This window comes from Pseudomonas sp. 300 (assembly GCF_055803035.1).
The window spans coordinates 1681672-1699776 of the sequence record NZ_JAVLRV010000002.1; the positions used below are offsets into that span (position 1 = coordinate 1681672).

General features: G+C 61.2%; 12 protein-coding genes and 1 pseudogene. 4 read left to right on the forward strand and 9 right to left on the reverse strand.

All coding sequences use genetic code 11. The annotated features are described in order from the left end of the window. Window positions 1-2: 2 nt before the first annotated feature. Genes Q7W83_RS14240 through glgA form a run of 4 tightly spaced genes read right to left on the reverse strand, consistent with a single transcriptional unit; the run spans window position 3 to window position 8258 of the window. Complete coding sequence (locus Q7W83_RS14240) at window positions 3-2789, reverse strand: malto-oligosyltrehalose synthase (protein ID WP_473656224.1); 2787 nt, start codon at window positions 2787-2789, stop codon at window positions 3-5. Further along, complete coding sequence (malQ, locus tag Q7W83_RS14245) at window positions 2786-4864, reverse strand: 4-alpha-glucanotransferase (protein ID WP_473656225.1); 2079 nt, start codon at window positions 4862-4864, stop codon at window positions 2786-2788. The genes Q7W83_RS14240 and malQ overlap by 4 nt, the downstream gene beginning before the upstream one ends. Then, complete coding sequence (gene treZ / locus Q7W83_RS14250; RefSeq protein ID WP_473656226.1) at window positions 4861-6657, reverse strand: malto-oligosyltrehalose trehalohydrolase; 1797 nt, start codon at window positions 6655-6657, stop codon at window positions 4861-4863. Before treZ ends, malQ begins: the two co-directional genes overlap by 4 nt. 14 nt (window positions 6658-6671) lie before the next feature. Then, a complete protein-coding gene (glgA, locus tag Q7W83_RS14255; protein WP_473656227.1) occupies window positions 6672-8258 on the reverse strand; it encodes a glycogen synthase GlgA in 1587 nt (528 codons plus the stop codon). A gap of 555 nt (window positions 8259-8813) precedes the next feature. Here glgA and Q7W83_RS14260 point away from each other — a divergent pair. Continuing rightward, the gene (locus tag Q7W83_RS14260) at window positions 8814-9626 is read left to right on the forward strand and encodes a crotonase/enoyl-CoA hydratase family protein (RefSeq protein WP_150633671.1); all 813 of its coding nucleotides are present in this window, start codon (window positions 8814-8816) and stop codon (window positions 9624-9626) included. 7 nt (window positions 9627-9633) lie between these two features. Next, window positions 9634-10465 (forward strand): annotated as a pseudogene (gene nudC / locus Q7W83_RS14265) (NAD(+) diphosphatase). On the opposite strand, the gene Q7W83_RS14270 reads toward nudC, so the two are convergent. Further along, window positions 10433-11212: a TSUP family transporter gene (locus Q7W83_RS14270; RefSeq protein ID WP_150633673.1), complete on the reverse strand. Its 780-nt coding sequence runs from the start codon at window positions 11210-11212 to the stop codon at window positions 10433-10435. The pseudogene nudC and the gene Q7W83_RS14270 overlap by 33 nt on opposite strands. A 205-nt stretch (window positions 11213-11417) precedes the next feature. Then, the gene (locus Q7W83_RS14275) at window positions 11418-12656 is read right to left on the reverse strand and encodes an acyl-CoA dehydrogenase family protein (protein WP_473656228.1); all 1239 of its coding nucleotides are present in this window, start codon (window positions 12654-12656) and stop codon (window positions 11418-11420) included. 344 nt (window positions 12657-13000) lie between these two features. Here Q7W83_RS14275 and sfnG point away from each other — a divergent pair, with 344 nt between their 5' ends. Continuing rightward, the gene (gene sfnG / locus Q7W83_RS14280) at window positions 13001-14092 is read left to right on the forward strand and encodes a dimethylsulfone monooxygenase SfnG (RefSeq protein WP_473656229.1); all 1092 of its coding nucleotides are present in this window, start codon (window positions 13001-13003) and stop codon (window positions 14090-14092) included. Window positions 14093-14225: 133 nt separating this feature from the next. On the opposite strand, the gene Q7W83_RS14285 is transcribed toward sfnG, so the two are convergent. Continuing rightward, window positions 14226-14702: a nuclear transport factor 2 family protein gene (locus Q7W83_RS14285; RefSeq protein WP_010460010.1), complete on the reverse strand. Its 477-nt coding sequence runs from the start codon at window positions 14700-14702 to the stop codon at window positions 14226-14228. Between the two features lie 56 nt (window positions 14703-14758). Further along, window positions 14759-15322, reverse strand: a complete 564-nt coding sequence (locus Q7W83_RS14290; RefSeq protein ID WP_150634320.1) for a TetR/AcrR family transcriptional regulator — start codon at window positions 15320-15322, stop codon at window positions 14759-14761. A 217-nt stretch (window positions 15323-15539) separates the two neighbouring features. Between Q7W83_RS14290 and pssA the strand changes: the two genes are divergently transcribed. Beyond that, complete coding sequence (pssA, locus tag Q7W83_RS14295; RefSeq protein ID WP_473656230.1) at window positions 15540-16883, forward strand: CDP-diacylglycerol--serine O-phosphatidyltransferase; 1344 nt, start codon at window positions 15540-15542, stop codon at window positions 16881-16883. Here the strand turns inward: pssA and Q7W83_RS14300 are convergent. Further along, window positions 16878-18050 carry an MFS transporter gene (locus tag Q7W83_RS14300; protein WP_150653333.1) on the reverse strand — a complete coding sequence of 391 codons (1173 nt, stop codon included), beginning with the start codon at window positions 18048-18050 and terminating at the stop codon, window positions 16878-16880. The two genes, pssA and Q7W83_RS14300, sit on opposite strands and share 6 nt — an antisense overlap. Between the last annotated feature and the right edge of the window lie 55 nt (window positions 18051-18105).

Here is an 18105-nt window from a genome sequence, read left to right on the forward strand (position 1 = left end):
CGCTATGCTCCTGAACTGAACTCAAAGTTTTGGATAAAGAGATTGACCGGGAAATCCCCCAGCGCGGCGCCAATCATCAGCTCCTTGTGTTCTGTGACTGCGACGCTGGAAAAAAGTCCCTTCAGATTTTCGGCAGGGGTGGTGAACGGTAATTTGACTCGCGTATCGCCCCACTGCGGCACGCCGACATGGGGATTGGCACTGTTTTTCAGCAGGCCTGCACAACGTATCGGAACGATCACGATGGCCCGCTTTTGGTTGTACGAGCGCGCAAATGCCAGCACCCGGTGTGCCTCGCTGCCGACCACTTCCAGCGCTTGATACGTCCCGCGCTGAAACAGCTCGGCCTGTTCGGCACGCAGGTTTAACGTGCGCGCGATCAGGGTTTGTTTGATGCGTCCGTCACGCCAGTTGGCCAGCAGGTCTGGCAGTTCCGGCGGACGTTGCAGGGCCTGTTGGCGACTCGGGTAATCCACCGGGCGACGGTTGTCCGGATCGACCAGCGAGAAGTCCCAGTATTCGTTGCCTTGATAAAGGTCGGGAATGCCCGGCACAGTCATGCGCAGCAAGGTTTGCGCCAATCCGTTCAGTGCGCCGGCAATGGCAATGGTCTGCACCGCTTTGCCCAGCGCTGCGCGCAGCAATTCACCGTCAGGGCTCAGTAGCAGGCGTTCGATAAACACCTGGGTGGCACGTTCATACGCATCGTTCGGTGCGCTCCAGCTGCTTTGCAGCTTGGCTTCCCGCAAGGCTTTCTGCTGCCACTGCCACAGACGTTTGACGTAGCCCTTGAGCGCGGGCTGATCGTCGCCGCGCAGTTCCAGCGGCCAGCTGCCGAGAATCGCCTGATACAGAATCAATTCATCGCCCGCCGAGGGCATCACATCGTCGTCGCGCAACGGCCGGGCCAGCGTCTGCCAGAGCGCCACCTGCTCGGCGAACCACGTGCTGCATTCGCTCAACACCGCCAGCCGTGCGCGAGTGTCTTCGCCGCGTTTATGGTCGTGTGTCGCGGTGGCCAGCAGGTTGTCGGGGAATTCGTCGAGCCGATTGAGGCACGCAGCATGAAAGTCGGCCACCGATGCGCTGAATTGCTCGGTGCTGAACCCCACGTCATTGCGCGACAGCAATACCGCCGAGCGATAAAACGCGGTGTCCTCGACCGCCTTCGCCGCCGCCGGTGAAGTCAGTTGCTGAAAGCGCACGCAAGCATGCTTGAGCATCTTGCGCGCGCGGCCCACCGGGCGTTTGCGCCAGGGTTCGCCGCCGAGCCAAAGGGCCAGGCAATCGAGCACGGGCCAATCCGCTTCGCCCAGGGTTTGCCGCGCTCCGTCCATGGCTTGCTGAAAAAACACATCGTCCTCAGCGGAGCGCCCACGAGGGCTGATGTAGGTGCGATACACCGGGAAGTGCACGATCAATTCCTGCAACGCCCGACGAATCGCGCCGAGAGTCAGGTCGCGGGTCATCAGATCATCCCGGGCCACTTGCAGCAGGGCCTGGGCGACGCTTTCGAAATCGCCGGCAAGCGAACCGTTGAGAATTTGCTGACGGGCCAGTTGTGCTTCCTGACGGAAGTCGGCGGGCCTTTCGCTGTAACGGTTCCACACTTCGCCGAGGGTTTGCGCTCCGGCGGGATCATGCTGGAGCAATGACAACTGATTCATGAATTCATAACCGGTGGTGCCATCCACCGACCAGTCACGGTGCAGGGTTTCACCTTCACCCAGTATTTTCTCGACGTAGATCGGCAGGTGTCGCCCCGGCGCCAGGCTATCGACCCGACGCCGCAGTTTGCGGCAGTAACCGCGCGGATCGGCGAGGCCATCGATGTGGTCGATACGCAGGCCATCGATCAGGCCCTCGGCGATCAGTTCGAAGATCTTTGCGTGAGTCGCTTCGAACACGGCCGGGCGCTCCACGCGCAGACCGCCCAGTTCGTTGACATCGAAAAAGCGCCGCCAGTTGATGTCATCCGCCGCCGTGCGCCAACTGGCGAGACGATAGCTTTGACGTTCCAGCAACTGGTGCAGGCGCTGGAAACCTTCGGGCGTGAGCGAATCGTAGGCTTGCAGATTCTGCTCAATGAGGTGAAGCAGGGTCGGATCGCTGGCCAGTTCGCGCAGTTCGTCTTTCAACGGCTTCGCCAGGCGGTGGGCGTCTGTCTGGTAACTCAAGGTGCTGAAACGGTCGGCCAGTGATTTAAATCGCTCGGTATCGTCCTTGAGCAATTCGCCGTAGTTCATCGGGCAAATCGGGAAATGATGGTCGTAGTGCTCGACGTAAAAAGCACCGTGCTGCGCATCAAAGCGCAAGGTCAGGGTGCCATCCTGCAGTGCAACCCCGTAATCACTGCCCAGGAACGGCAGCAATAGCTGACCCTCCATCAACGGATCGGGTGAATGCCACTGGATGTCGAAAAATTCGCCGTACGGGCTCAAGCGCCCCCATTCCAGCAAGTCCTGCCACCAGGGATTATCGCCCCCGCCCACGGCCATGTGGTTGGAGACAATGTCGAGGATCAGCCCCATGTTCTGCTCGCGCAACGCGCTGACCAAACGGCGTAATGCCGCTTCGCCGCCCAGTTCCGGATTGACCGTGGTCGGGTCCACCACGTCATAGCCGTGCATTGAACCGGCGCGTGCGCTCAGTAGCGGCGAGGCATAAACATGGCTGATGCCGAGGCGGGCGAAATACGGCACCAGCGGCACCGCATCGTCGAGGGTGAAGTCTTTATGAAACTGTAGGCGCAGGGTTGCCCGCAGCGGTTGAAGGCGTTGTTGATTCATCGGTCACGCTCGGCCGCCTGAAGCCGCGCGCAGGCGAGCAATTCCAGGCGCCGGGCAGCGTCCGGGACATCGAGCAAGGTTTCGCTGGCTCCGGGCAAACGGCGCGACCAATTCGGATGGGTGTCGATGGTGCCGGGCAGGTTGGATTGCTGTTCGACACCCAGGGCGTCCTCCAGCGGCAGCAACACCAGCGGCGCGCGGGTATGGCCGAGGAAGCGGATGGCTGCGTCGAGTATCTGATCGGTCTCATGGGACTCTTCGCGGAAGTTCTGTGGGTCCTCGCTTAACACCCGGCGCAGGCCTTCGCGCTCGCGCTCACGGTGACGTCGCCACTCGATTTCACCCGTGGCGTCGACCAGGCTCAGTCGGGCGTTCCAGTCGATATCGCGGCCATGCCACCAGCCATTGAGCGTCGGCAAATCGTGGGTGCTGGTGGTGGCCAGTGCGTTGTCCGGCCAGTCGAGGATCGGCTTGAAGTGGGCGTTGTCCTGTTCAAACAGCAACACGCGCATGCCGAGAATCGAACGGGCGATGAGTTTTTCCCGTAGCCCGTCCGGTACCGTGCCGAGGTCTTCGCCGAGCACGATGGCCTGATGCCGATGGGACTCAAGGGTCAGCAGTCGCAGCAGATCGTCCACCGGGTAGTACAGATACGCGCCATCGGCGGGTGACGCGCCGTTGGGGATCACCCACAGACGCTGCAGGCCCATGACGTGATCGATGCGCAGGCCGCCGGCATGGGCGAAGTTGGCCCGGAGCATTTCGATGAAGGCACGAAAGCCGTGGCGCACCAGGCCCTCGGGCGAGAACGCGGAAATGCCCCAGCCCTGGCCGGTGCGATTGAGAATGTCCGGCGGCGCGCCCACCGTCAGCGAGGCGAGCAATTCGTCCTGGCGACTCCAGGCCTGACTGCCACCACCGTCGGCACCGACCGCCAGATCGGCGATCAGGCCAATGCTCATGCCGCTGCTGCGGGCGGCGGTTTGTGCGCGTTCCAGGCATCGGGTAATCAGCCACTGGCAGAAGGCAAAGAAGCCAATGCGTCCGGCGTTCTCTTCGGCAAATTCAGCCAGCGCAGCGCTGCGCGGGTCGCGCCATTGTTCGGGCCATTCGCGCCAGTCGAGGTTTTCACCCTTGGCGGCGCGGGCTTCCTGAATGGCTTCGAAGCGACAGTGGTTTTCCAGTGCTTCGCCCGCCGCGTGGCGAAAGCTGCTGAAGTCAGCGTGCAACGGGTGTTCGCCCTGGACAAAGCCTTCGTACAACGCCTGCAACAGGCGGTGCTTGGCTTCGGCCGCGACAGGCCAGTCGACCAGCGTCTGTTGTTCCAGATGCTTGAGCTCGGCAGCGAGCCCGGTGGCGTCAATCGCCGTGCGCATCGCGCGTTCGCCAAGGATCGCGCCGGGCGCTGCGTACAGGCTGTTGAGGAACAAACGGCTGGACGGCGAATAAGGGCTGTAGCGCTGGGTGTCGCTGCTGAACATCGCGTGCAGCGGGCTGATCGCCAGCGCTTCGGCACCGCGCTCACCGGCCACACGGGCGAGATCTTCCAGCGCCTGGGTGTCACCAAAACCACCGTCGCCGGGACGGCGCAGCGAGTACAACTGCACGCTCAGCCCCCAGGCGCGAGGGATCGGGCTGTCGACCGCATCGCCGACGCTGTAGCAGCGTGTCGGTGCCACGGCCAGCGTAAACGATTGGCCGTCGATACTGACGTGCTGATAACCGACCGGGATCAGACCGGGCAACATGGCCTCGGCATCCAGTTTCATCGTGAGCCGCGAGCCATCTTCAAGGTGGATCTCGCAGGGTGTTTGCGGCTCGAAATAATGCGCTAGGCTGAGGCCCACGCCAAAGTCCGCGGTCAGCAGTGGCGGCAGATGCCGGGTTTGCTGCACCTGCTGCAATTCGAGCAGGCTGGCATCGATTTCCTGGGCGCTGCCGGCCGGATGGCCGAGCCCGGTCAGGACATTGCGTAACACCGATGGTGCGACTTTCTGTGGGCGGCCGTTGGCATCGATCCAGTCGACGGCCAGGCCAGCTCGGCTGGCCAGTATTTCCAATTGCGCATCACTCATTGGCGCTCTCCATCCGGGGGTAGCAAAGGGGCTGCGGCCGTGAGGCTGACTAGCGCGCAATACGGGGCAAGGGTGCCCTGATTCAACAGGTCGGCAGACTTCGGCGGGTGTTCGAACAACAACGAAGTGTCGGCCTGTGGGGAGTGGACCACCGGCGTGTCGCTGAGGTTCAGGTCAATGCGCAGCAGACTGCCATCGCCCAATTGCCAGCGCGCGGTCACCGCGCCCGGCGCCAGTACCTCAGCCCCCAACGGGTGCGCACCGGGCAGGCGCGGGATGATCTGCTCATGGCGGATTTGCAACAGTTGGCGATACAACGCGTAAATGGCCGACTGCCCGCTCGCCGTCAAGTTCGGTCGGGAGTCTTCGAAGGTTTGCTGCGCGTTCGGGTCGGGAATCTGTTCACGCTTGTCCGGATCGGCAAATGCGGCGAACGCGGAGAACTCGTTACGTCGACCTTCGCGAACGAGTTCCGCCAGTTCGCCGTGATGGCTGGTGAAAAACAGGAACGGTTGCTCGGCGGCAAACTCGTCGCCCATGAACATCAGCGGGATCATCGGCGACAACAGCAACAACACTGTCGCCGCTTTCAATGCGTCGGGATGGGCGAGTTGGTGCAGCCGTTCGCCGAACGCGCGATTACCGATCTGGTCATGATTCTGCAAGAACAGCACGAACGCCGTGGGCGGCAAGTGACCGCTGGGCTCACCTCGGGCTTCGCCGTGCCGATCGGTGTGACCCTGGAACACGAAACCCTGGCTCAGGCAGCGGGCCAATTGTTCGGTGGGATTGTCGGCGTAGTCGGCGTAATAGGCGTCGGTTTCACCGGTCAGCAGCACGTGCAAGGCGTTGTGGCCGTCGTCGTTCCACTGCGCGTCGTAACCTTCCTGCAGCAAGCTGGCCTGGTTGTGTTCGTTTTCGACGGTCAACCACACGTGCCTCGCCGGGTCGGTCTGCTGCCGGATGCGTTGCGCCAGTTCTTGTAGAAAGTCCGGGCTTTTGATCGCGTGCACCGCGTCGAAGCGCAACCCGTCAAAGCGGTATTCCAGCAACCACATCAACGCATTGTCGATAAAGAAGTCGCGCACCTCGCGCCGCCGGAAGTCGATGGCCGCGCCCCAGGGCGTGTGCTTGTCTTCATTGAAGAACGCCTTGGCGTAGCGGTGCAGGTAATTGCCGTCCGGGCCGAAGTGGTTGTAGACCACGTCGAGCATCACCGCGAGGCCATGGCCGTGAGCGGTGTCGATCAGGTGCTTGAGTTGTTCGGGCGTGCCGTAGGAGGCTTGGGGCGCGTAGGGCAGAACCCCGTCGTAGCCCCAATTGCGATCACCTGGGAACTGCGCCAGTGGCATGAGTTCGATGGCGGTAATGCCCAGTTCGGCAAGCCGCGCCAAGTGCTGCTCGACCTCAACGAAACCGCCCAGCGCACCCACGTGCAGCTCGTAGATCACCGCCTCGTTCCATGGCCGCCCCAGCCAGTCGCGGTGTCGCCAGGTGTAGGCGAGGGGATCGACCACCACGCTGTGCCGATGAATGTCACCGGCCTGAGCGCGGGAGGCCGGGTCGGGCACCTCCAGCTCGCCATCAATGTTGTAGCGGTAACGCGTACCCGCAGGACAGCGCGTTTCGATCACGAACCAGCCATCGGCCTGAGGCAGTAGCGGCAAGGATTGTCCATCTTCCAGTTCGACACTGACAAAAAACGCATCTGGCGCCCACAAGGCAAAACGCGTGTGCTCTGCGTCCAGCATGATTGCGCCGTGGGGCCAGGTCTCAAGGGTCCGTAACGGCATTGTTCAAAAACCTCTTACTGTTTGTTCGATTTCCCCAGCGATTTAGCCACCAGTTGTTCGTAGAGTTCGGCATAGGGTTCGACGGCTTTGCACCAGTTGAACGGTGCGGCCATGGCCCGGCAACGCATGGCATTGAGCAGGCCGGGGAAGGCGAATACCTTGAAGGCGCGGCTCAGGGCTTCCTGATAGCTCTCGACCGTGGATTCGTCGAACAGGAAACCGGTTACGCCATTTTCGATGGTGTCGGCCAGGCCGCCGGTGTTGCGCGCCACCGGCAACGAACCAAAGCGCTGGGCGTACATCTGGCTCAAACCGCAAGGTTCATAACGCGAGGGCATCAGCAGGAAATCGCTGCCGGCGAACATGCGGCGGGCGTCGGTTTCGTTGAAGCCGATGCGCACACCGATCTGTCCCGGAAACCGCAGGGCCAGTTCACGCATCGCTTGTTCTTCTTCGGGCTCGCCACGCCCGATGATTGCGATCTGGCCACCGGATTCGACGATGTATTCGGACACCGCCTCCGTCAGGTCCAGACCTTTCTGATAGACCAGGCGCGAGACCACGGCGAACAGCGGCCCTTCGGAATCGTCCAGCCCGAACAGTTCGCGCACGTGCGCCGCGTTGACCGCTTTGCCGTCCCAGTCACCGATGCTGAAGGGGCAGAACAGGTGCGGATCGGTCGCCGCGTCCCAGCTCTCATCGATGCCATTGGGAATACCGCTGAGCAGGCCTTGCTGGGTCTTGGCGGCCAGAAAACCGTCGAGGCCGCAGCCGAAGGCCGGCGTGGTGATTTCCTGGGCGTAGGTGGCGCTGACGGTGGTGATGTGGCTTGAGTAAGCCATGCCGGCCTTGAGGAACGACATCTTGCCGTAAAACTCCATGCCTTCCTGTTGCAGCGCATGATTGGGAATGCCCAGCTCCGGGCACGACCCCAGGCTGGTCACGCCCTGGTAAGCGAGGTTATGAATGGTGAACAGCGTCGGCGTGCGCTGACCGCGCCAGTGCATGTAGGCGGGGGCCAGGCCTGCAGGCCAGTCATGGGCGTGCACCAGGTCCGGGCACCAGTGGATTTGTGCGAGGTTGGCGGCGATATCGGCAGCGGCCAGGCCCAGGCGGGCGAAACGAATATGGTTGTCCGGCCAGTCGCGGCCGTTATTGGCGCCGTAGGGTGAACCTTCGCGCTCGTAGAGTTCAGGGCAGATCAACACGTAAATGACCAGGCCGTCGGGCATGTCCATGCGCCCGATCTTGCAGGGAGGCAGCGCGGCATGACCACCGAGTTCGCCAATAATGTGAATCGGGTTTTCACTGTGCAGCACCTGCGGGTAACCGGGGATCAGCACACGTACGTCGTGCAATAAAGCCATGGCCCGGGGCAGCGCTGCGGAAACGTCGCCCAGACCGCCGGTCTTCACCAGGTCGGCGATTTCCGAGGTCACGAATAACACTTTCTTTCGATTGGGATTCTGCTTGACCACCGGTGTCAGCGTCTTCGTGCCCGGGACGCTGATGGATTGGGCACTTGGGGCGCTCACGGCGCTCGTTTCACCGACCTGCTGATGAGCACGTTCTCCCTGAATATCTAAAGCCGCACTGATCATATGAATCTCCCGTGTTGTTGATCTAATTCTAGGTCTGGCAAACGGTGTTTCGTGGCCAAATCCTGTGGCCGGGCGCAAACGCGCTACGCATCGGCGAGCAAACACTGCCCATGCGTTAAAGCAGAATGGCTGGAGTGGCCGTTGCAAGGATTGCACCAGTCGCAACGCACCTACCTTTCAGAGGACCGACCATGAATGGCAAAAGTTTCGATTTTTTTGACACTTTGTGACCGGCCGGTTTTGCCCCGCGAAAATGAGTCTAGGCCAGAACTTAGAGCGGTGAAGGCCAGATGGCAAAATTGTTCGACAATCGGTTCAAAGCGGTACGGACGTGCCGAATAGAGAGTCGAACGCTCCGACGAAGGGCATGTTTTTTTGCGATCAGGCCCCAAAAAGTAACCTGGCAGTCACATGGATGTGCGAGGGCGATTACACCGGTGCACTGTTGTGGTGCGCTCCCAGGTCCCGCTTTTGGCCGAACCGCTGCCTTACTGCGGCGAGGGTTGCCTTGGTATAGTTCGGGCCTCATTTTTTGCCCGGTAAAGGATCACTGCCATGTCTCAGTACACTGCGTTCACCGTCGAACTGGCCGATAAAATTGCCCATGTGCAGATCAATCGTCCGGAAAAGATCAATTCGATGAACGCCGCGTTCTGGAGCGAGATCATCGAGATCTTCCAGTGGATCGATGACACCGACGAAGTGCGGGTGGTTGTGCTCAGTGGTGCCGGCAAACATTTTTCTTCCGGTATCGACCTGATGATGCTGGCCGGAGTGGCCAATGAGTTGGGCAAGGACGTTGGCCGCAATGCGCGTCTGCTGCGCCGCAAGATCCTCGCACTGCAAGCGTCCTTCAATGCTGTCGACAACTGCCGCAAGCCTGTACTGGCAGCTATTCAGGGTTATTGCCTGGGCGGTGCGATCGACCTGATTGCCGCCTGCGACATGCGTTACGCCGCCGAAGACGCGCAATTCTCGATCAAGGAAATCGACATCGGCATGGCGGCCGATGTTGGCACCTTGCAACGCTTGCCGCGGATCATCGGTGACGGCATGCTGCGTGAACTGGCTTACACTGGTCGCTCGTTTGGTGCCGAGGAAGCGCGCAGCATCGGTCTGGTCAATCGCGTCTACAGCGACGCCGCCAGCCTGTTGGACGGCGTCATGGGCCTTGCCCGAGACATTGCCGGCAAGTCGCCGATTGCCATCACCGGCACCAAGGAGATGATCAGCTACATGCGCGACCATCGCATCGATGACGGCCTCGAATACGTCGCCACGTGGAACGCCGCCATGCTGCAATCCACTGACTTGCGCGTGGCCATGGCCGCCCATATGAGCAAACAGAAACCCGAATTTCTGGATTGATTGAAAAATGACTTCACGCTGGACCACTGCAGTACTGGACACCGATCAACCGGGCGGCTGGGCCGTCGCGCGCAGCCCTGAAGGCTTCCTGTTCGACGACAATGGCGCGCTGTTCCCGCGTGAATGGCTCAAGCGCCAGGACCTGACGATTCTTGCCGAACATGGCATCGGTCATCTGGACGGCGAACCGGTCTATCTGCTGGAGCTGCGCAGTCACAGCGAAGTGCCGGGCTGCAACTGGAAAGGTTTGCGGGCGTTCATGCTCGACGGCGATCACGCCGTTTACAAGGTGCTGGGTTATGCCGCGCAGATCGGCACCTGGGCCCGCGAGCACCGGTTTTGCGGCAATTGCGGACAGGCCACGAAGCAAGTCATCCGGGAACGGGCGATGTACTGCGAGCCGTGCGGTCTGCGTTACTACCCGCGCATTTCGCCGAGCATGATTGTGCTGATCACCCGTGGCGATGAAATCCTGCTGGCGCGTTCACCGCGCTTTGTCACCGGGGTCTACAGCACGCTGGCGGGCTTCGCCGAGCCGGGCGAGTCGGCCGAAGACTGCCTGATTCGCGAGGTGCGTGAGGAGGTGCAGATCGAAGTCAAGAACATCCAGTACATGGGCAGTCAGTGCTGGCCGTTCCCGCACTCGATGATGCTCGGCTTCCACGCCGAGTACGCCGGCGGCGAGATTGTCTGTCAGGAAGACGAGATCGAGGACGCCCAGTGGTTCAACGTGCACGAGCTGCCGCCGTTGCCGGCGTCACGCTCGATAGCCCGGTTACCTGATCGACGTCTATGTGGCCCGGCGCTTAGGCCACGCTGAACCAGTGTTGCCAGGCTAGCCGCACAGTCAGGCCCAGCACCACGGTGATGAACACCGGACGAATGAACTTCGCTCCGCCGCTGATGGCGGAGCGCGCGCCGAAGAATGCACCGACCATCACCGACAGGCCCATGCTCAGGCCGATGATCCAGTCCACTTGCCCGGAAAAGATGAACACCGACAGCGCCGCAATGTTGCTGACGAAGTTCATGCTGCGCGCCACGCCGCTGGCCTTCACCAGGTCGATGGGATACATCAGCATGCTGCTCACGGTCCAGAACGCACCGGTGCCGGGGCCGGCCACGCCGTCGTAGAAACCGAGGCTGAAGCCTTGGGTCGATTGCCACTTTTTCTTGATCGGCGCGTCGTTGTCCAGCGGTGCTTTCGGCGTGCCACCGAACAACAGGTAGAGGCCGCAGGCGAACACGATCACCGGCAGCATCTTGTTCAGCCACTCGGCGGGCAGGTAATGCGCGACCACGGCACCGGTCAACGCGCCGACCAGGGTGCCGACAATGGCGTGCACCCACTGCCGGGGATGGAACAGTTTGCGTCGATAGAAGGTGAAACTGGCGGTGGCCGAGCCGAAGGTCGAACTGAGTTTGTTGGTGCCTAGCACCAGGTGCGGCGGCAGGCCAGCGGTCAACAGCGCCGGGGTGGTCAACAGACCGCCGCCGCCGGCAATGGCGTCGATGAAACCGGCAATGAAGGCAACCACGGCGAGTATGGCCAGGGTGGTGAGGTCAACGCTGAGTTCGAAAGGCATGGAAATGGGCTTATTCGGCGGGGTGCAGCCAGTGGCTGCGGGGAAGGGCCGATATCTTACCTAGATCCAACTTCTGCTGCGACTGGTCTGGCCTCATCGCGGGCAAGCCCGCTCCCACAAGGATTGAGGGTGTTCACATATGTGTGTTCACCCGGGACCCTGTGGAAGCGGGTTTGCCCGCGAAGACTGACTTTCAGGCACTACATCACTTCGAGACAGGCCCATTCCCGATCTGCCACACAAACGGCGGCTCAGTCCCGTTAATCTCCCAATCCCCGACAATCCGCGCCTTGTAGATCACCGGATTATGCGACGACACGGTCCGCGCATTGCGCCAATGCCGGTCCAGCGATTTCCCCTGACGCACATCCGAAGCCCCCAGCGCATTGAACAGCTCGGTGGTCGCCCGCTGAATCAGTTCCGACACCACCACCTGCGCTTTCGCCGATTCGAGCTCCGCCGCAACATTTGCCGCCCGCTCCAGCCCCTCGTCGCCAGAAAACCGTGCCAGATACGCCCGCTGTGCCGGTTGCGCCGCCTTCAAGGCACTGGCTTCAGCGGCATACACCCACGCCGCCACCTCACCGACCACTTGCTGAACTTGCGAATCCTCGCTGACGCGTTGGGCATTGCCATGGCTGTAAATACGTTTGCGCTCACGCACCTGATGCGCCACATCACGCAACGCAGCACGACCGATCCCGGCCAGCGTGGCCAACAGCACGAGCTGATAGAACGCCGTCTGATACTTGAAGCGGGTGGCGAAGTCGATGATGTTTTCTGCGTCCACCTCGGCGTCGATAAACCGCGACGTGCCGCTGCCCGTGGTGCGCTGACCGAATCCGTCCCAGTCATCGCTTTGCACGATCCCCGGTTGGTGTGTGCGTACAGCGGCAATCACGTCGCCACCGTTGTCGCTGCGCTGGGCGTAGACGTCGATCCAGTCGGAAAACAGGCTGCCGGTGCTGTAGAACTTTTCACCGTTGAGGCGCCACTTTTCGCCATGGGGCGAGACGTTGGTGATCACATCGCCAATGGCCACACTGCCGATTTCCGTCCACGCGCAACCGACGATGTCACCGTCGACGAAACGTTTGAACCACAGGTCCCGGGCCGGCCCCGCAGTGGCGTTCAAGCGGTCCTCGGCAAACGCGAAATGCCCGCGCAGGGCTTGCGGAACGTTGGAGTCGGCTTCGGCCAGTTCGATCAGCAACTCAAACAGTTGCGGCAGGGACGCGCCGCCGCCACCGTATTCAACCGGCACACGCACGGCGCCGAAGCCGGCTTCCTTCAGCCACTGAATGGGCTCGTGGGGCAGGCTGCGGGACTGTTCGCGCTCGACCGCTCCGGCGGCGATGCGCTGGAAAATCGGGCGGAATCTCGCGGCCAGCGCTTCATCGTCAGTGCCAATGGACAGTGGATTGATTACCTGGTGTTCGGTCATGGGGGCAGCTCCTTGGATCGGCAGTTAGTGCCGAGGGGGATTGCAGGGTCCGTGCCGGGTAGAAACAGCCAGGTTTTGCTAGGGGCTTGGATTCAGATGCCGCTTGAACTGTTGCCGTACCAACAGCGCAACAGCAAATTGCCCTGCCACGCCCAGCACCCTGTGGGAGCGGGCTTGCCTGCGATGGCGGCGTCACTTTCAACACATCCATTGACTGACATTCCGCTATCGCGGGCAAGCCCGCTCCCACAGGGGTTCTCGCCGGGCTCAAGATAGTCGTTTCACCCGGCTGGCACGGTTGCTGCTCTCACCCAAGGACTTCCTAACGTCCCGAGGACATGCCAATGAGTCAGCAAGCCGTCAAATTTGCCTACTGGGTGCCGAACGTCAGCGGCGGGCTGGTGGTCAGCAAGATCGAGCAACGCACCCACTGGGGCATCGACTACAACCGCAAACTGGCGCAACTGGCCGAGGAAGCGGGGTTTGAATATGCCCTGACGCAGATTCGCTTCACCGCCGGTTACGGCGCCGAGTACCAGCATGAGTCGGTCGCCTTCAGTCACGCACTTCTGGCTGCCACGACAACGTTGAAAGTGATCGCCGCGATCCTGCCCGGTCCCTGGCAGCCGGCGCTGGCCGCCAAGCAACTGGCGACGATCGATCAACTGACCAATGGCCGGGTGGCCGTGAACATCGTCAGCGGCTGGTTCAAGGGCGAGTTCCAGGCCATCGGCGAACACTGGCTGGAGCACGACGAGCGTTATCGCCGCTCCGAAGAATTCATCCGCTCGCTCAAAGGCATCTGGAGCCAGGACAATTTCACCTTCCGTGGTGACTTCTACCGATTCGACAACTACAGCCTCAAACCGAAACCGCTCGGCCAGCCGGAAATCTTCCAGGGCGGCAGCTCCCGTGCGGCGCGGGACATGGCGGCACGTGTATCGGACTGGTACTTCACTAACGGCAACACACCGGAAGGTATCAAGGCCCAGGTGGATGACATCCGCACCAAGGCTGCCGCGAATAATCACTCGGTGAAAGTCGGGGTGAATGCGTTTGTGATCGCTCGCGACACCGAACAAGAGGCGCGCGCGGTACTCGCGCAGATCATCGATCAGGCCGACCCCGAGGCGGTGAATGCCTTTGGCGATGCGGCGAAACAGGCGGGCAGGGCGTCACCGGAAGGCGAGGGCAATTGGGCCAAATCGACGTTCGAGGATCTGGTGCAGTACACCGATGGCTTCAAGACCAATCTGATCGGCACGCCGCAACAAATTGCCGAGCGGATTGTGGCGTTGAAAGCGGTGGGGGTTGATCTGGTGCTGGCGGGGTTCCTGCACTTTCAGGAAGAGGTGGAGTATTTCGGCAAGCGGGTGTTGCCGTTGGTGCGGGAGCTGGAAGCCGAGGCTGCTGTACAACAAGCCGCAGTCGCCTGACCACCATAAAACCAGTGTGGGAGCGGGCTTGCCCGCGATGGCGGCGTCACATTCAACACATTCGTTGACTGACATCTCCGCTATCGCGGGCAAGCCCGCTCCCACAGGGTTTGATGTGAATTGTGAATCTGAATTATAGACCGAGGTCGGACAAACTTGGGTGATCATCCGGGCGACGACCAAGCGGCCAGTGGAACTTGCGGTCGCTTTCCTTGATCGGCATGTCGTTGATGCAGGCGAACCGATTGGCCATCAGGCCGTTCTCGTCGAACTCCCAGTTTTCGTTGCCGTAGGAACGGAACCAGTTGCCCGAGTCGTCGTGCCACTCATAGGCGTAACGCACAGCGATGCGGTTGCCGGTGAACGCCCAGAGTTCCTTGATCAGCCGATAGTCCAGTTCCTTGGCCCACTTGCGCGTCAGGAAGCCTTTGGCTTCTTCACGGTTGTAGGCGAATTCGGCGCGGTTGCGCCATTTCGTGTCCAGTGTGTAGGCCAGCGACACGCGCTCCGGGTCGCGGGAGTTCCAGCCATCTTCGGCCAGGCGAACTTTTTCAATGGCCGATTCACGGGTAAATGGCGGCAATGGCGGACGAACTTCAGCGTTAGACATTTAAAGTCTCCCTCTCAAATACAAGTTCAAGCAAGTTGTCGGGCTTGGTTAAAGTGTTACAGGTCCAATAACTTTCGCGCCATGCATTGCGCATTATCGGCGGCACTGTGATCACCCATGACAAGCGCCACGGTAATGGCGCCGTCGATCAGGATCAGCAGCTGTTTGGCCAGCATCTCCGGGTCGGTGGCGCCATGTTCGGTGCAGAGCTCGCGCACGTAGTCGAGCAGCTTCTGTTTGTGTTCTTTGGCGACCCGCCGGACTGGATCTTGCGGGTTTCCGGTTTCGCCGCTGGTGTTGATGAAAGCGCAGCCACGGAAGCCTTCGGAGGCAAACCAGGCCTTGAGCACGGTAAACAGGTTGAGCAACCGGTCGGCTGGAGTTTCGGCCTGGTCGACCGCATTTCTGTACCAGAGCATCCAGCGCACGTCGCGGCGTTGCAGGGCGGCGACGGTCAACTCCTCCTTGTTGGCGAAGTAGCGGTAAATGCTTTTTCTGGAGACGCCGGCGGTTTTCACCAGAAGATCCATGCCCGTGGCAGCGATGCCACTTTTATAGATCAACTTTTCGGTGACATCCAGAATGATGTCGCGTGTGTCGTTGCTTGTGATTTCGTTCATGCGACGAACAGTAGAACGATCGTTCTCCATGGTCAAGCGAATATTTTATTGTTGATTGGATGGCCATCGCTAGCAGGCTAGCTCCCATATTTGAAATGCATTCCCCTGTGGGAGCTAGCCTGCTAGCGATGAGGGGCGGCACAGACTCCAGCAAGACCCAAACCCCTCCATGGTGTAAGCTCTCAAACTCTCCAGATTCGACCCATTTGCGAGCCCTATGCCGTCGCTTTTCAAACGCTCTCTGCTGCCCAAACTGCGCAGTTTTCCGCTGACCGCCGATGCCGTCACCATCCTCTCTGGCGCTGCCGAGTTCCGTCGTTGCCTGCTGGAAAAAATCGCCACAGCGACCCGGCGCATCTATATCGTCGCGCTGTACCTGCAACAGGATGAAGCCGGTCAGGAAATTCTCGATGCCTTGCACGCCGCCAAACTGGCGCGTCCGGAACTGGATGTCGTGGTCGTCGTCGACTGGCTGCGCGCCCAGCGTGGCCTGATCGGTGCCGGCAAGCAGCCGGGCAATTCGGCGTGGTATCAGGAAACCACCCGAACCCACGCAAGCGTAGTCCCGGTGTACGGCGTGCCGGTGCAGACCCGCGAGCTGTTCGGCGTGCTGCATTTGAAAGGCTTCGTGATCGATGACTGCGTGATCTACAGCGGCGCGAGTCTGAACAACGTTTATCTGCACAAGTTCGACAAATGCCGCTACGACCGTTATCACCTGCTGCAGAACGGCGCCCTGGCCGATTCGATGCAGCACCTGGTTCAGCACGGCCTGGTCGCCTCGAAAGCGGTGCATCGCCTCGATTTGCCGAACCTGCCGACCACCCGCAGCCTGCGCAATGACATCGGCGACCTGCGCAGCCGCCTGAAACACGCGACATACGACACTACGACGGGCAGCACGGCGAAAGACGGTTTGTCGGTCAGCCCATTGCTCGGGGTCGGCAAGAACAACCCGCTGAGCCGGGTGATTTGCGAGTTGATCGCCAGTGCTCAGCATCAACTGACGATCTGCACGCCGTATTTCAACCTGCCATTGGCGGTGACCCGGGAGATCAACCGGGCGTTGGCCCGGGGTGTGAAGATCGACATTGTGGTCGGCGACAAAACCGCCAACGATTTCTACATCCCGCCGAGCGAGCCGTTCAAAGTGATCGCCGCATTGCCATACCTCTATGAGATCAGCCTGCGCCGTTTCGCCAAGCGTCATCATCGCAGCGTCGACAGCGGTCAGCTGAACCTGCACCTGTGGAAGGACGGCGACAACACCTATCACCTCAAAGGCATGTGGATCGATCAGCGCTACACCTTGCTGACCGGCAACAACCTAAACCCGCGAGCGTTCCGTCTCGATCTGGAAAACGCGCTGCTGATAGATGACCCCAAAGGCGAGTTGCTGGCGCCGCGTCGCAGTGAGCTGGCCGAGATCTTCCAGCACACCACGCGCATCGAGCGGTATCAGGACCTGGAAACCCTGCCGGATTATCCGGCGGGCGTGGCCAAGTTCCTCAAGCGTGTCAGTCGCGTGCGCATTGAACGCTTGCTCTATCGCATTCTATAAAGCGTGCCGGGGCCCTGGCCAGAGGGCCACCAGCAGCAGCAACGCTGCGGCCACCAGATACGGCAAGCGCGGCTCGATGCCGTAGATCAGCGTGGCAGTCAACGGCCCGATCACTACGCCAAACCCTTGGGCGGCGCCGATGGACCCGGCGGTCGCGCCTTGCTCCGAGGCCTCGACCGCATTGGCGGCAAGCGCGGCGAAGGACGGGAAAATCAGGCCCATGCCACCCGCCGAGACAAAGAAGCACAACCACAAGCCCCACGCGGTGCCGGCAATGATGGTGCCGGAAAAGCCCAGGGCAGCCACTATTGCGCCGACCCGAATCAACCGCAGCGGCGGCCATTCCAGTCGACGCACCATCAACTGCGAACAGATCAACGCGAACCCGACCATGGTCAGGGCGATCCCGGCGGTTTGCGCGGCGTCGGCCGGGCTCATGCCGAGTCGGTCGAGGGCGAAAAAGCCAACGGTGATTTGCGCGATGGACACACAGAGCATCGCTACGAATGCGACTGCCATGGGCCGGCGCAGCCGTGGATCATTCAAATGAACCTTGCGCGGTGCCTGGCGCAGATGCAGTTCCTGACCCTTGAGTTTGTAACGCAGCACGAGGAATGCCAACAACGGCAAAACCGCCATGGCGTAGAACGGCAGGCTCAGGCTGTAGCGCGACAACAGGGCGGCGATCGCCGGACCGATCACTAGCCCGCAGGCGTTGGCCGCGCCCAACGCGGCCATGGCTTTGGCGCGGTGTTGCGGTTCGACGTTGTCGGCAATCAACGCATTGCAGCCCACCGGGATCGCCGCATAGAACACGCCGATCAGCCCGCGTCCGAGCATGAGCCCGATAAACGCCAGCGCTGCTGAAGGCAGGAAGCGTAAAGACGTGTCGATGAACAGGCACAAGGCCCAATAGGCGAGCGTGAAGCCTGCGGTGCCGAGCAACAGAATGCGCCGTCGCCCGAAACGGTCGCTGGCCTGACCCCAGGGACGCGCCAGCACCATCCAGATCACCCCCGACACCGTCACCGCCGCACCGGCCTGCCAGGTGGCCAGGCCCAATACCCGGGCGATCGGCCCGATCAAAGAGACGAACGCCATCATCGCCATGGTGCAGGCCATGTTGGCGGCCATTAGCGGGCGCAGGTCGAAGGTTGAAGCGGACATGGGTGAGTCTTCCGTGAACTTTTGTTATTGGCGGGGGATGTTAGCGCGGCCTGTG

What these genes read in the sequence shown, in the direction of transcription:
- Q7W83_RS14240 (WP_473656224.1), bottom strand. Translation starts at nt 2,789, where the DNA reads ATGAATCAACAACGCCTTCAACCGCTGCGGGCAACCCTGCGCCTACAG.
- Q7W83_RS14275 (WP_473656228.1), bottom strand. Translation starts at nt 12,656, where the DNA reads ATGACCGAACACCAGGTAATCAATCCACTGTCCATTGGCACTGACGAT.
- Q7W83_RS14285 (WP_010460010.1), bottom strand. Translation starts at nt 14,702, where the DNA reads ATGTCTAACGCTGAAGTTCGTCCGCCATTGCCGCCATTTACCCGTGAA.
- pssA (WP_473656230.1), top strand. Translation starts at nt 15,540, where the DNA reads ATGCCGTCGCTTTTCAAACGCTCTCTGCTGCCCAAACTGCGCAGTTTT.
- malQ (WP_473656225.1), bottom strand. Translation starts at nt 4,864, where the DNA reads ATGAGTGATGCGCAATTGGAAATACTGGCCAGCCGAGCTGGCCTGGCC.
- sfnG (WP_473656229.1), top strand. Translation starts at nt 13,001, where the DNA reads ATGAGTCAGCAAGCCGTCAAATTTGCCTACTGGGTGCCGAACGTCAGC.
- Q7W83_RS14270 (WP_150633673.1), bottom strand. Translation starts at nt 11,212, where the DNA reads ATGCCTTTCGAACTCAGCGTTGACCTCACCACCCTGGCCATACTCGCC.
- glgA (WP_473656227.1), bottom strand. Translation starts at nt 8,258, where the DNA reads ATGATCAGTGCGGCTTTAGATATTCAGGGAGAACGTGCTCATCAGCAG.
- Q7W83_RS14290 (WP_150634320.1), bottom strand. Translation starts at nt 15,322, where the DNA reads ATGAACGAAATCACAAGCAACGACACACGCGACATCATTCTGGATGTC.
- Q7W83_RS14300 (WP_150653333.1), bottom strand. Translation starts at nt 18,050, where the DNA reads ATGTCCGCTTCAACCTTCGACCTGCGCCCGCTAATGGCCGCCAACATG.
- treZ (WP_473656226.1), bottom strand. Translation starts at nt 6,657, where the DNA reads ATGCCGTTACGGACCCTTGAGACCTGGCCCCACGGCGCAATCATGCTG.
- Q7W83_RS14260 (WP_150633671.1), top strand. Translation starts at nt 8,814, where the DNA reads ATGTCTCAGTACACTGCGTTCACCGTCGAACTGGCCGATAAAATTGCC.